Below are 12,592 nucleotides of genomic sequence, written 5' to 3'. Positions count from 1 at the left end.
TGAACTCACAGCTCCACACATCGTTAAAACCGCTCTCAGCGCATTGGGTGTTTCTCTGACGGAGCAAACGGCCTAATCCAATGGCACGCCGCCGTGTTGACCAAATGCTTGTTGACCGTGGTCTGGTTGAAAGCAGAACAAAAGCACAAGCCCTGATCATGGCAGGGCTTGTGTTCACAAACGAAAAGCGCGTTGCAAAAGCGGGAGACCAACTTCCCGAAGATGCACCGCTTGACGTTCGCGGGCAGCAGCACCCTTGGGTTTCACGCGGTGGCTGCAAACTGGCCCATGCGATTGAGCGTTTTGGCCTGTCCGCTCAGGATCGCGTTTGTTTGGATGTTGGTGCATCCACAGGCGGCTTCACTGACGTATTGCTGACAAATGGTGCTAAATCGGTGTTTGCTGTTGACGTGGGCCATGGGCAGATTGCCTGGAAGCTAAGGTCAGACCCACGCGTCACAGTGCTGGAAAAATGTAATGCCAGGCATCTGGATAATAACATTATTCCAGTGGCTCCCTCTGTCATTGTCTGCGATGCAAGCTTTATTGGCTTGCGCACAGTGCTGCCTGCCGCCCTGTCCCTTGCAGCGGATGACGCATGGGCCGTCGCGCTTATTAAACCGCAATTTGAAGCTGGACGCGATCAGATCGGGGCCAAAGGTGTTGTTCGCGACCCCGCAGTGCATGAGAGCGTGTGTCAGACTATTGAGGATTGGTGGCGTTCTCTGCCGGGATGGGAGGTTCTAGGCATAGAAACCAGTCCCATCACCGGACCGGAAGGAAACAAAGAGTTTCTGATTGCGGCGCGCCGAGTTTAAATTTCCTTTTATATAAAACCGATTTTAGCAATATATCCGTTTTACGCATGGCTATTCGTCACCTTTTTTGCCACAATTTTATGAGAGATTATTCTCTTCAGCAAAAAAGGAATTATCGTCGCAATGCGCAAAATCATCATGATGCTTGGTGTCACGATCAGCCTGTTGAGCATCACTGGTGTTCAGGCTGCCCCTATTCCTCATCACAGTCCTGCTGCGCCTAGCGATACTATTCTGGAGACCAGCAGCCCCCTGCTCAGCAGTTATGAGCAGGATGGCCTTACGCTACAGGAAGATCTGACCGCGCATACGCTTACTATTAATGCCGATCCAGCTACACTGCATGCACAGGCCCTTCCATCAGATGGCAACAATCGTTATCGGGTGGCTATGCGTGATGTGCTTTCTGCTGCGGCGTCTTACGCTTACCTGTTCTTTGGTTTGCACCCAGATGCAGAAAAACTGACCGTCACGGCTAATATCCAGCCAGACGCGACAACACCTGTCAGCGCCACTACAGCAGATGCGGCCCAGCAACCAGCGTTGTCCTTTGAGATTCCGCGCCCAAGCTTTCCTATTTCGCCCGACCATAAGCCAGATGCTTACTCGGCGCAGACCATCAGCCTGATCATGGATGAAATTGATCCGGCAAAAACTACCATCGCCCCATGGTTGCGCGCTGACCTGCAAGACCAAACGCATCCGGAAACAAGCAGCAACTGACCTGAGCCTGACGGCCGGAGAATATTGTCTGGTTTTTCAAACAAAACTTTGCGGTTTCCCGACAAAATAATCTATAGACGCACAGGTCTGGCGCTTGCCTGACCTGTTTTCTGCTTTAAGCCCCTGAAAAATCTTCCACCTAATGGCGCTGTCTATGTCCCTCGTTGATTCCGTATCCTCCTCTAAAACTCACGATGCAGAAGCCGCTGCGGCTCTGAATGCGGAAGAACGGGCGCGTATTCTGGCCAAGGCTGCCCTGTTCAGCCCACCCGACGCCACTCTACCAGATGGTCGGCGTGATCTGGTTGGTCTGTCGCGTGACGAACTGACAGAAATCCTTGTGGAAATAGGTGAAAAACCATTCCGTACCAAACAGTTGTGGCACTGGATCTATCATCAGGGTGTGACAGATTTTTCCAGCATGACCAGCATTGCCAAACCGTTGCAGCAGAAACTGGCTGAACGCTTTGTTGTCAGCCGACCGCAGGCCACGACGGTGCAAACGTCAACGGATGAGACACGTAAATTCCTGTTCCGCTTCCGCGACGGGCAGGAAGCGGAAACCGTGTATATTCCAGACCGGCGTGAAGACCGAGGCGCGGTCTGCATCTCCTCCCAGGTCGGGTGTACGCTTTCCTGCACGTTCTGCCATACCGGCACGCAGAAACTGGTACGTAATCTGGGTGCAGCCGAAATTGTCGGGCAGTTCATGGCAGCTCGGGATTCCTATAACGAGTGGCCCAGCCCGAAGGGCGATACTCCCCGGTTGCTTTCTACCATTGTGCTCATGGGTATGGGTGAACCGCTCTACAATTATGAAAACATTGCCAAAGCCATGAAGATCATCATGGATGGTGAAGGAATTGGCCTATCCCGCCGCCGCATCACGCTCTCGACCTCTGGTGTCGTTCCCCTGATGGACCGCTGTGGCGAAGAACTGGGCATTAACCTTGCCGTCTCGCTCCATGCCGTGCGGAATGACCTGCGTGACCAGATTGTGCCATTAAACCGCAAATATCCGATTGAAGAGGTTTTGGCTGCCTGCCGCCGATACCCGGCGGCAAGCAATGCGCGCCGTATTACGTTTGAATACATCATGCTACGCGGCATTAACGACAGTGAAGCGGATGCTCGTGAACTGGTAAGGCTGATTTCAGGTATTCCTGCAAAAGTTAACCTTATTCCGTTCAATCCGTGGCCCGGCAGTGACTATCGCCCCTCCACGCGTGAACAGCAGAACAAATTTGCCGATATCATCATGGATGCGGGCTTTGCCTCCCCCATCCGCACCCCCCGTGGACGCGATATTCTGGCAGCATGCGGTCAGTTGAAAACGGAAAGCGAGCGTGTGCGCGCATCGCAGAGCTGATTTTTCTGCTTTCTCCCGCTTCATGGGTGTTCAGGCACTGGTTCCCATAGCCTGCTAATGCTAGGAAGCGTGGCGAAACTTTATTTGTCTTTCATATTCAGGAGACCACCCCATGGGCGCACCTGCCGCCAGAAAAGATGTCAAAAAGGTTGTGCTGGCCTATTCAGGCGGCCTGGACACATCCGTCATCCTGCGCTGGCTGCAGAAAACCTACGGGTGTGAAGTTGTAACCTTCACCGCTGACCTTGGTCAGGGCGAAGAACTTGAACCTGCTCGCAAAAAAGCAGAGATGTTCGGCGTAAAAGACATCTTTGTGGAAGATCTGCGCGAAACCTTTGTCAAAGACTTCGTGTTCCCGATGTTCCGGGCCAATACGCTTTATGAAGGCCAGTATCTGCTGGGTACATCCATTGCCCGCCCGCTGATTGCGCAGCGTCAGATTGAAATCGCCCGTCAGGTCGGGGCTGATGCCGTGGCCCATGGCGCAACCGGTAAAGGTAATGATCAGGTTCGCTTTGAACTGGCCTATTATGCCCTGCAGCCTGACATCACGGTTATTGCACCATGGCGCGAATGGGATCTGACATCCCGCACCCGCCTGCTGTCTTTCGCTGAAGAAAACCAGATCCCCATTGCCAAAGACAAACGTGGCGAAGCCCCGTTCTCGGTCGATGCCAACCTGCTTCACTCTTCTTCAGAAGGGAAACTGCTGGAAGACCCGGCAATTGCGCCTGAAGAAATTGTCTTCCAGCGTACCATTTCCCCGGAAGCAGCCCCTGACAAGGCGACTGAAATCACCATCGATTTTGTCAGTGGTGACCCGGTTGCCATCAATGGCGAAGCCATGTCTCCTGCTACGTTGCTGACACGCCTGAACGAACTGGGCAAAGCAAACGGGATTGGCCGCCTTGATCTGGTTGAAAACCGTTTTGTCGGCATGAAGTCTCGCGGTATTTATGAAACACCGGGTGGCACAATTCTGCTGACGGCACACCGCAGTATAGAATCCATCACGCTTGATCGTGAAGCAATGCACCTGAAAGACAGCCTGATGCCGCGCTATGCGTCCATCATTTACAACGGTCTCTGGTTCTCTCCGGAACGTCGTATGCTTCAGGCGCTGATTGACGCATCACAGCACTCCGTAACGGGCCGTGTTCGCCTGAAACTGTATAAGGGAAATGTTGTCTGCGTTGGCCGCGAAAGCCCCAACAGCCTGTATGATACCCGCGTTGTCACTTTCGAAGATGATGAAGGCGCGTATAATCAGGAAGATGCGCAAGGCTTTATCAAACTGAATGCTCTGCGCCTTCGTCTGGGTGCTCAGATTGGCCGCAACGGCGGTACTCTCTAAGCATTCCTGCCCGCTGCCATTCTTTTTGGATTGTCGAGGATCATGATCAGTCGTTTCAAACTTTCTCCGTATGTGCTTGCGGCCGGCATGGCTGTTTCTCTTGCAGCCTGTGGCTCTCATAAGGAAGAGGTTCAGCAGGATCTGACACCAGCACAGCAGATGGAAAAGCTGCGGTCTGAACCCGGTGTGACTGTTCTGAAAGACGGATTGGCCTACAAGGTTCTGAAATCAGGCCCCAAGGACGGCGAACAGCCGCGCCCCGGGGATGTGATGATGATCATCTATGAAGGCCGTCTGCCTGACGGATCAATCTTCGACAGTTCTGACCAGCATGGTGATGGCGCTTATATGCAGATGCCTTTGCAGGGGTTGGTTAAAGGCTGGATGGAAGCCCTGCCCATGATGCATGTGGGTGATACGTGGATGCTCTATGTTCCGCCTGAACTGGGATATGGCCATAAAGCTATGGGGGTTATCCCTTCTGATAGCCCGCTTATTTTCCGTATCCAGCTTCTGGGCGTTGACCACGCCCACTAAGCCGCGGAAACGGCTCTCAACCGGTTTTGCCATAGGCAGAACCGGGTAGGATGACCAAAGACCATGATGTCTTTCAAACGCTCCCTGCCCTTTTGCATTGTTACTGGGGCGCTATCGGTTCTGCTGACAGATTGCTCACCAAAAAGCCCGAAAAGCCTTTACGGGACCAATTGTGGCATCTGCCATCATAGTGGCGATGGGATGCCGGGATCAGTGCCGCCACTTGTTGGCCGGATTGATCGCATTGCCAGCACCGAACAGGGCCGAAAATACCTAGCAGATGTTCTGATGAATGGTGTCAGTGGACCAATCAAAGCCAATGGCGAGAACTATTCGGCTGAAATGCCCCCCTTCCGCTATCTGAAAGATGAGGAAGTCGCACAGATTCTCACATGGCTATCTGAGCGCGGAACGACAAAACCCGCACCCGTCATTAGCAAAGAAGATATTGCATCGGCTCGGGCCGTCCGCAAATCGGCTGGGGCTGTTGCATCCCAACGTGAAGATCTGAACAAGCTTTTCCCCATTCCCTGATTTTTAGTCCAAGTTTACAGTGGTGACCTCTATGCAGCGCATTTTTTCTGGCATTCAACCTTCCGGTATTCCCCAGCTTGGTAATTATCTGGGGGCTATCCGTAACTGGGTGAACCTACAGGCAGACCATGAATGCGTGTTTTGTCTGGTTGATATGCACGCCATTACTGTCTGGCAGGACCCGGCAAAACTGCGCAGCCAGACGCTGACACAGGCTGCCATTTTGCTGGCATCCGGTATTGATGCTGAAAAACACATCCTTTTCAATCAATCTGCCGTGTCGGCCCATGCTCGATTGGCATGGATTTTTAACTGCGTCACGCGTCTTGGCTGGCTGAACCGTATGACACAGTTCAAGGACAAAGCAGGCAAAGACCGAGAAAACCATTCCTCAGGACTGTATGTTTATCCGAACCTGATGGCCGCAGATATTCTGGCCTACAAGGCAACCCGCGTACCGGTTGGTGAAGACCAGAAACAGCATCTTGAACTGACCAATGACATTGCCCAGAAGTTCAACCATGATTACGGCTTGGAATTCTTCCCAACTGTCGAGGCTCTCATTCCGCCTGCTGCTGCCCGCGTTATGAGCCTGCGCGACGGCACTAAAAAAATGTCCAAATCAGACCCGTCAGCGCAAAGCCGCATCGAAATGACGGATGATGCCGATACAATCGCGTTGAAAATCCGCCGCGCCAAAACTGATACGGATGTTCTACCCGCTGATGAAGCAGGACTAGAAGGACGCCCCGAGGCTAAAAACCTTGTCACTATTTACGCGGCATTGGCTGATACCTCGATTGCAGATGTTCTCTCCCAGCACGAAGGCCAAGGCTTCGGCCCGTTCAAGCAGGCTTTAACAGACGTGGTCGTGAACACCATTGCACCGATTGCTCAGGAAACTACCCGCCTGATGCAAGATGAAAACCATCTGGTCAAAACGCTCCGCTCAGGTGCGGCACGAGCACAAGCTATTGCTGAACCGATTGTCAGTGAAGTTGAAAAAATTGTTGGCTTTGTAAAGTAATTTTTGAAGGCGGGAACGTTTATTACAATATTCCCGCCAAATTTATTAATCAGAACGCTGCTGCGCTGCTGTACCGGCCGCACCAAGGGCATTGGCAATAATTGCCTGTACCGCTAACGCACCCAGAAACAATGCGACAATCAGCAGAAAACTGGCTGGCCACCGATTATAGCCGTAAGCACCAATCGCGCTGCCCAAAACAAAGCAGCCAATAATCTGGCTATGAAGCCATAAACGCTGTCTCATTTTAGTGTGTTTTTCGGCTTCCATCTTGTTTCTAAAAGTACCAAGCCAATCTGCTAGCTCGATCCCCAAATCGGTGATCATACCGGTTACATGGGTCGTCCGCACAACGGCCCCTGAAATCCGGGTGACTGTTGCATTCTGCATCCCCATAAGAAAACTAAGGACCGCTGGGGCAATAATCGATTGTTCAGTCGGATGAAGCCAAACTATCTGGACAATGCTCAAGCCAGCCAGCAGCACCGCCTCCAATAAAACGCTATACGCATATATCGCGTTTTCGCCCCGCCGTCGGCCCGCATTCATCATCACGGTGCAGAGCATGGCACCAGACAAAAAGCTAAGTGCCAGCCCACCAGCAATCAGGGCAGCCTCTCCCTTTCCATTAACAAAATTAGTGGCAAAGGCAGACACATTGCCCGTCATGTTTGCACAGTAATATCCAACGCTTAAAAATGCTGCTGCATTTACAGCTCCTGCCACCACGGCCAGGGAACTTCCAAGCTGCCGATCTGCCAGAAACGTACGTGCGCCTTTTTCAAGCAGCAGCATGGATCATATCTTTATTGGCCCAAAATTGTTTTCTGCTCATCTCTTTCCCTTACTGCCCAACTGGTACAATGCGCGGTACTTCGTTACACATGACCTGCGCTGTAATATCTTGCCGGTCTTCTGAAAAATAGGCCGTATTGCCCTTGCTCCACCACACAAAACGGTCGGCAACATACTTCGCCCCGGAGCCAGAAATGACGTTTGCAAAAACCAGCGTGTGGCCTTCAATCGGCAAGACAGCCAGACTGGCGTCCCCTGCGTTAATATATGTTACGCGAACAGTGGCTGCCGGTAATCTGGACAGTAAATCTTTCGGGCCATTACACCGATAGACCGTAACATTTTTCTCCACTGGCACGGCTGGAGTTAGCGGCACCTCCAGAATGGTGCTGCTTCCGGCCTTAACTCTTCCTTGGGCATATGTATTCGCTGCAAGGCTCATGCTTAAAGATAGGCCTGTCATGGCTGCCAAACACACAGTGTACCGAGAGAGCATTGTCATTATTTCCCATCCTTCTTCAGGCGCCTAAAGCACGACACTAATGCGTCCAGCCACTTTGCCAAAGCGGGCACGAAGACAATCGTTCCATTGCGTGACCGCTTTTATTGTTTGGTAATGGTGGACCGTATGATTCAGAAGAATACTTGCACTTTTTCTCACGCAATGTAATTTTATAACATTACATTGCGTGAGGCCCTCCGTGGATCTTTCTTCTTGCCCGACCAAAGACCTTATACAGCCTTTCCGGTCACCACAGACATTATCACATCAGGACCAGACCCTACTTCTGATTCCGCGCGTCTTGCCATCTGCACTCCAGCAAGCCATCCAAGTCCTGATTACGACAGGACCCGATCTTATTTTAGCCCGTGGCACACCAGAAAACCTTCGCTCCCTCCTCACCCCGTATTTTTCGGAACAAACACGTCCTCTTTTAGAAGACGCTTTGGCGTTGGTTAAGCGGTATCAAGCTGAAAGCGGATTAAGCGAAGTCAGATTCAGACTTGAACAGGTAACAACAGATTCCTGCCGTAAATTTCATACAGATCACGTCCATCTACGGCTTCTCTGCACTTATCATGGGCTTGGCACTGAATGGGTGCCTGGAGATTTGCTTTCTACAGACACTATGAACGCGGCAGGTATTCCGTCAAACATTTCTTCCGATATGGTTCGACGTATTGAAACCGGCCATATCGCTCTTCTAAAAGGGAACAAATGGCCTGGTCATAAGGGACGCGGCGTTGTTCATCGTTCCCCACCAATCTCACACCTTCCTGTTAATGATCGGCTGAGACTTTTACTGACAGTGGATGAGCCCACTGCATGTGGCATGTCCGAAACCAATAACCCCACAATTAGACAGAAAAACAGCTTATCGTCAGAAATATGCTGTTGAAGAGGCTTTGTTTCTCGCGCTTAGGAGCCTGCCTTTATAGCAAGCCTGCGTTCAAAATAGACCCAAACACAAAAATCGCCACAAAGCAGCGGCACCGATTTCCTCCCACTCAGTCAACGTTTGGGGTGGAACGATGTTCGGCTGCAATCAGCCGAAGGCTACCTATAGCTTTCTCAATTTGTGCACGCACATGAGTATCCGAGATAAGACCCAACTGACGGGCCAACCACCCTTGCGTCATGCTGCTCCATCTTACTGTCTGAGCCGCATCCTGATGCCATTTCCGTAGAAAAACACGGACGACACGCCTGACAGGGGGCGGCAATGCCTGATCGCGCTGAATGTCACGCAGAATAATAATATTCATGCCTATGTTGGTCAGTCGAAACTGGTTCTGCATATACGCAAGTTGGGTTGCTTCTGATATGCCCTGCGCATTCCGCAAAATACGAACCAGACTATCCGCGCTTTCTGACAACCACTGCTGCAACGTGGTTTTGCCGCTTTGGGCCGCTAAAGCCCGTAGTCGCTGCTGTCGCCAGCGTCCCGTGCGAACCATATGGGAATCTGGCCGAAATGGCAGCACAACCCGATACGTCCAACCGACGAACAGAACAGCGATCAGAAAGCATAAGGCCCCATTGAAGAAAGCCTGTTCATCATACCGGCTTTGGTTGGTCGGCCCCAGCAAGACAGGCAAAAACATATTGAACGAAAATGCATATCCTGCTGTCGCGGGTTGGCGGGCAGCTAGGCCACCAATGGTCATCGGCACCATTAACGCGACTAACAGAAACTCCGGTGCAGTAAGCGCGGGCAGAACAATCAAAACGTAAAGGGCAGCGACAACAGCACACCAAACCGCCCCTTTAAAAAAAGCGCCTGATGCCAGAATGGGGTTTTCCCGCGTTGCCAGAAGACCATAAACCAAGGCGACAAAGGAGATAAAACCCGCCCCTGCGGGCCATGCCGTGATCTCCCACACCAGCCAGCCGGCCAGTATCCCTGCGCAGGAGCGAATACCATTTTCAACAGCTTCCTGCGCATGGCGGCGGGATGCTGTCTGAAAACGAAAATGATCGCCTTTTATTGGGTGCTCGGTCGCATAGATGTGCTGCTGAATGCGATTATAATCGTCTCTCAAAGCCAGCGGAACGGACAACGGAACTGTAGCGGTAGCTGGTCCCGTTCCATCAGCTTGTGCAAGAAGAGCTCCCCCCCGCGCACGAGCCAGCATGACCATCATCTCTGACAATGCGGCACGCGCGTGATCCGCAATATGCTTTCCCTGCCCTATTTCAAGAGCATCAAATTCGATGCGGCTATTGGCCGTAACCAGTGTGGTCAACACCTGTGCATGAGACTGCGGGTGTATTTTTCCATTCACCAAATCATTAACACAAGCGGTAACAGCCTTCAGGGCGCCATCCAGCCGTTGCTCCAGATTTTTACGCGCCTGTTCCCGCAGCGAAGGCGTAAACAGCATGGCCAATACCGCTTCACATACAACACCCAGAATAATGTAGGTGCCACGCGCAATCGCAACATTAAAAACATCATCTGGCTGTGAAATCGCACCTGTTGCCACAATGGCAGATGTAAACCCCGTCAGCACAAGCCCATAGGCCCGATAACTTTGCAGGAAGGTTGCCAACCCACAGCAAATGCCAATCCACAGGGCCAATACACAAAAGAACAAAGCGGGGGCTTGAGGGAAAGCGGATATCAGACCAATTGCAATGACACACCCCAGCACAGTACCAGCAATGCGCCAGCGCGCTTTGGAGAGGCTTTCCCCACGCGAGGATTGAGCAACCACCCACACAGTAAGCGGTGCCCATTGCGGACTGTCCAACTCCATCCACATGGCAATAAGGAGAGAGAGGCCGGCTGCCAGCGCGGAACGCGTTGCAAAAGCCACATCACCGAGCGAGGGTGCAACCAGCCAGTGCACTTTATGATGCCATGAGGCACGGCTTTGATGCAGATCTGCCCTGATTCTAGCAAAAACACCCACAGCCTTGAACGAGGCGTTGCGCCCTTTGGCCCCGTGCATGCATCTTCCCCTTTTCGAAAGCGGGAAGATGCAAAATATGCCCCTTTACGTCCAAGCGTTTCTTATAATGACATGATAAGCATTGCTTATCATGCTTCTGGGCATCAGGACGTATAAACGTCATCCAGCTTTAGAGTATTGGCAATCTCCCACACGCGCCCCAGCAGAGCCGTGTTGTTTGGCTGATTTAACCGCACAACACCGACATCGGGCGAGGCACAGGGCACAACACGGCGGGTATGCAAGCCCGCCGCGCCAATGCGATCTGGTAGCGCTGCAACAGGAAGAATACTGGCCAAACGCCCGGCCAATAATTCAGCGTGTAAAAGCTCCAGAGCATCCGTTTCCAACATAATGGTCGGTGTTACCCCAGCCTTCTGAAACCCTGCATCGACAAGCTGCCTGCTCCGCATGTTCCGGCTTAACAGACACAACGGAATGGTTTCAATATCGCTCCATTGCATCGTTTTCCCGGCAGGCAGCGGCATGGATTTGGCGGCAGCCAACACATGCTCTTCAGCATAAAGCGTATGGGTTTCAAAGGGTCCATCTGGCGGCACCTGATCCAGATACATCAACCCTAGCTGAAGCGTATGCTCACGCAACAGATGCACAATTTCGTTGCTTGAATGCACTTTCACTTCAACATGCAGCGCTGGTACGGCCGCCCGCAGACTTTCCAATAGTAGCGGTACAACCTGTATAGCCGGGGGCATAACACCTATTGCCAGAGATCCTCCGGCAATATCCTGTGCGAAGGCCGCTTCCTGCCGCAAACCATCCAATGCGGCAACGGTTTGCCGCGCCCATGCCAGCACGCGCTCGCCTTCTGCTGTCAGGCCGTAAAAACGCCGGTTTCGCTGAATGATGGTAATACCCAGTTCCGTTTCCAACTGCCGGATACCGGCTGACAATGCAGGCTGGGAAACGCCGCAACTTTCCGCTGCCCGCGAAAAATGGTGAAAACGGTCTAACGCGATCAAATAAGTTAATTGTCTTAAAAACACGGGAAACGCCCTGCTAAAATTCTATGTTTTGACTGTTTAAGGCACGGAAGCCTGACTACTCAACGGGCTTTGTTCAACAACCACACGTCCCTGTTCAGGTGAGCAAAAAGTCGAACGCAAGGGATATGAAAGCGCTTTACCACCGACCATCACCACAAGCGACGTTATGGTGTGACAATCATGTGGGCCGCCATAAACATCTCCTGACACCCAGCGCAATGCAGAGTGGAGTTCGCTCTGTCGCGGCAACACAAGGTTAATTCCGGTCTGAAGCGTATCTTCCGCTGGCGCGTCCCCATCGGCAGCCTGTCTTTTGACAGGCACACTCTTTCCATCATCAGTTTGAAACTGAACAGAAGGATAGGCCGGGAGCAAGCACGCCTTCCCGCCCTTATTCTTCACTGTCATGAACGTGCCTGTGTGAGACATTCCATCAAATGCTCCGTTCTGGCTGTCCAGAACAAGCTGTAAATCGGATGCCGCACAATAATGGGATTCTGCTGTTTTCCCTTTTTCCGTAGAAAAAGGCATCACGTCAAAGTGTCTGACTTTTCCTGTCTGGGGATCAAGATGGCAGGTCCACGCGAAGGGCACCCACTCAATAGAGTGCTGCGCTTTCCGATATTGCCCTCGCCCCGAAAGCAAAGATGGGCTGACAAAAACCTGACTATCCGGTTTGTCATCCTGCAAGAAAAACCGACTGTCAGACCCCATTTTTTTCAGAATATCCCGCGCAGCAGGCTGGCATAAGAACGTTGTCATTTTCCATGCCAAACTCTGATTCTCAACTGCCGAACGCTCTATCTGGTTCCTGACAGCCTCAATTTTTCTTTGGATAATGCGCTGCTCTGCCTCAGACGGCTGATGATATACAGCCTGCGCCCAAGACCTGTCTGCTTGCAAGCCCAAGCCTGACGTGACGCCTAAAAAGGTAACCATAAAAACGCATTGCTTTCTCATAAACTGATGATG

The 12,592-nt window shown here is 52.0% G+C and carries 13 protein-coding genes; 8 read left to right on the top strand and 5 right to left on the bottom strand.

The features are described from left to right. Window positions 1-80 precede the first annotated feature (80 nt). The 7 genes from Abin_RS14385 (at window position 81) to trpS (ending at window position 6,362) form a co-directional block, all read left to right on the top strand. Window positions 81-818 (top strand): TlyA family RNA methyltransferase, encoded by a 738-nt coding sequence (locus Abin_RS14385; protein WP_048848148.1) that lies wholly within the window; start codon window positions 81-83, stop codon window positions 816-818. Between the two features lie 123 nt (window positions 819-941). Then, entirely contained in the window at window positions 942-1,541 is a 600-nt protein-coding gene (locus Abin_RS14380; RefSeq protein WP_048848145.1) for a hypothetical protein, read from the top strand. Window positions 1,542-1,695: 154 nt separating this feature from the next. After that, the gene (rlmN, locus tag Abin_RS14375; RefSeq protein ID WP_048848173.1) at window positions 1,696-2,910 is read left to right on the top strand and encodes a 23S rRNA (adenine(2503)-C(2))-methyltransferase RlmN; all 1,215 of its coding nucleotides are present in this window, start codon (window positions 1,696-1,698) and stop codon (window positions 2,908-2,910) included. Window positions 2,911-3,022: 112 nt separating this feature from the next. Then, window positions 3,023-4,264: an argininosuccinate synthase gene (locus tag Abin_RS14370; protein WP_048848144.1), complete on the top strand. Its 1,242-nt coding sequence runs from the start codon at window positions 3,023-3,025 to the stop codon at window positions 4,262-4,264. A 42-nt stretch (window positions 4,265-4,306) separates the two neighbouring features. Next, entirely contained in the window at window positions 4,307-4,801 is a 495-nt protein-coding gene (locus tag Abin_RS14365) for an FKBP-type peptidyl-prolyl cis-trans isomerase (RefSeq protein ID WP_048848142.1), read from the top strand. Between the two features lie 63 nt (window positions 4,802-4,864). Further along, on the top strand, window positions 4,865-5,335 hold the full coding sequence (locus Abin_RS14360; protein WP_048848141.1) for a c-type cytochrome: 471 nt from the start codon (window positions 4,865-4,867) through the stop codon (window positions 5,333-5,335). A 31-nt stretch (window positions 5,336-5,366) separates the two neighbouring features. Continuing rightward, on the top strand, window positions 5,367-6,362 hold the full coding sequence (trpS, locus tag Abin_RS14355) for a tryptophan--tRNA ligase (RefSeq protein ID WP_048848139.1): 996 nt from the start codon (window positions 5,367-5,369) through the stop codon (window positions 6,360-6,362). Window positions 6,363-6,407: 45 nt separating this feature from the next. Here the strand turns inward: trpS and Abin_RS14350 are convergent, their stop codons facing one another. Next, window positions 6,408-7,157 (bottom strand): YoaK family protein, encoded by a 750-nt coding sequence (locus tag Abin_RS14350; RefSeq protein WP_048848138.1) that lies wholly within the window; start codon window positions 7,155-7,157, stop codon window positions 6,408-6,410. Between the two features lie 49 nt (window positions 7,158-7,206). After that, the gene (locus Abin_RS14345; protein WP_218026278.1) at window positions 7,207-7,659 is read right to left on the bottom strand and encodes an MliC family protein; all 453 of its coding nucleotides are present in this window, start codon (window positions 7,657-7,659) and stop codon (window positions 7,207-7,209) included. A 187-nt stretch (window positions 7,660-7,846) separates the two neighbouring features. Here Abin_RS14345 and Abin_RS14340 point away from each other — a divergent pair, with 187 nt between their 5' ends. Continuing rightward, complete coding sequence (locus Abin_RS14340) at window positions 7,847-8,557, top strand: DUF1826 domain-containing protein (protein ID WP_307190430.1); 711 nt, start codon at window positions 7,847-7,849, stop codon at window positions 8,555-8,557. Between the two features lie 109 nt (window positions 8,558-8,666). Here Abin_RS14340 and Abin_RS14335 read toward each other — a convergent pair whose 3' ends face one another. From Abin_RS14335 to Abin_RS14325, 3 genes are all read right to left on the bottom strand, one after another. Beyond that, window positions 8,667-10,613 (bottom strand): FUSC family protein, encoded by a 1,947-nt coding sequence (locus Abin_RS14335; RefSeq protein ID WP_084593678.1) that lies wholly within the window; start codon window positions 10,611-10,613, stop codon window positions 8,667-8,669. 104 nt (window positions 10,614-10,717) lie between these two features. Next, entirely contained in the window at window positions 10,718-11,620 is a 903-nt protein-coding gene (locus tag Abin_RS14330; RefSeq protein WP_048848135.1) for a LysR family transcriptional regulator, read from the bottom strand. Window positions 11,621-11,656: 36 nt separating this feature from the next. Next, window positions 11,657-12,382 (bottom strand): DUF4232 domain-containing protein, encoded by a 726-nt coding sequence (locus Abin_RS14325; RefSeq protein WP_158319924.1) that lies wholly within the window; start codon window positions 12,380-12,382, stop codon window positions 11,657-11,659. Window positions 12,383-12,592 lie beyond the last annotated feature (210 nt).

The sequence above is a fragment of the Acetobacter indonesiensis genome (assembly GCF_000963945.1).
Taxonomy (GTDB): Bacteria; Pseudomonadota; Alphaproteobacteria; order Acetobacterales; family Acetobacteraceae; genus Acetobacter; species Acetobacter indonesiensis.
The sequence above is the reverse complement of the archived record's forward strand: the minus strand, read 5'-3'. Positions and strand labels throughout refer to the sequence as shown.

What these genes read in the sequence shown, in the direction of transcription:
- Abin_RS14385 (WP_048848148.1), top strand. Translation starts at nt 81, where the DNA reads ATGGCACGCCGCCGTGTTGACCAAATGCTTGTTGACCGTGGTCTGGTT.
- Abin_RS14380 (WP_048848145.1), top strand. Translation starts at nt 942, where the DNA reads ATGCGCAAAATCATCATGATGCTTGGTGTCACGATCAGCCTGTTGAGC.
- rlmN (WP_048848173.1), top strand. Translation starts at nt 1,696, where the DNA reads ATGTCCCTCGTTGATTCCGTATCCTCCTCTAAAACTCACGATGCAGAA.
- Abin_RS14370 (WP_048848144.1), top strand. Translation starts at nt 3,023, where the DNA reads ATGGGCGCACCTGCCGCCAGAAAAGATGTCAAAAAGGTTGTGCTGGCC.
- Abin_RS14365 (WP_048848142.1), top strand. Translation starts at nt 4,307, where the DNA reads ATGATCAGTCGTTTCAAACTTTCTCCGTATGTGCTTGCGGCCGGCATG.
- Abin_RS14360 (WP_048848141.1), top strand. Translation starts at nt 4,865, where the DNA reads ATGATGTCTTTCAAACGCTCCCTGCCCTTTTGCATTGTTACTGGGGCG.
- trpS (WP_048848139.1), top strand. Translation starts at nt 5,367, where the DNA reads ATGCAGCGCATTTTTTCTGGCATTCAACCTTCCGGTATTCCCCAGCTT.
- Abin_RS14350 (WP_048848138.1), bottom strand. Translation starts at nt 7,157, where the DNA reads ATGCTGCTGCTTGAAAAAGGCGCACGTACGTTTCTGGCAGATCGGCAG.
- Abin_RS14345 (WP_218026278.1), bottom strand. Translation starts at nt 7,659, where the DNA reads ATGACAATGCTCTCTCGGTACACTGTGTGTTTGGCAGCCATGACAGGC.
- Abin_RS14335 (WP_084593678.1), bottom strand. Translation starts at nt 10,613, where the DNA reads ATGCACGGGGCCAAAGGGCGCAACGCCTCGTTCAAGGCTGTGGGTGTT.
- Abin_RS14325 (WP_158319924.1), bottom strand. Translation starts at nt 12,382, where the DNA reads ATGACAACGTTCTTATGCCAGCCTGCTGCGCGGGATATTCTGAAAAAA.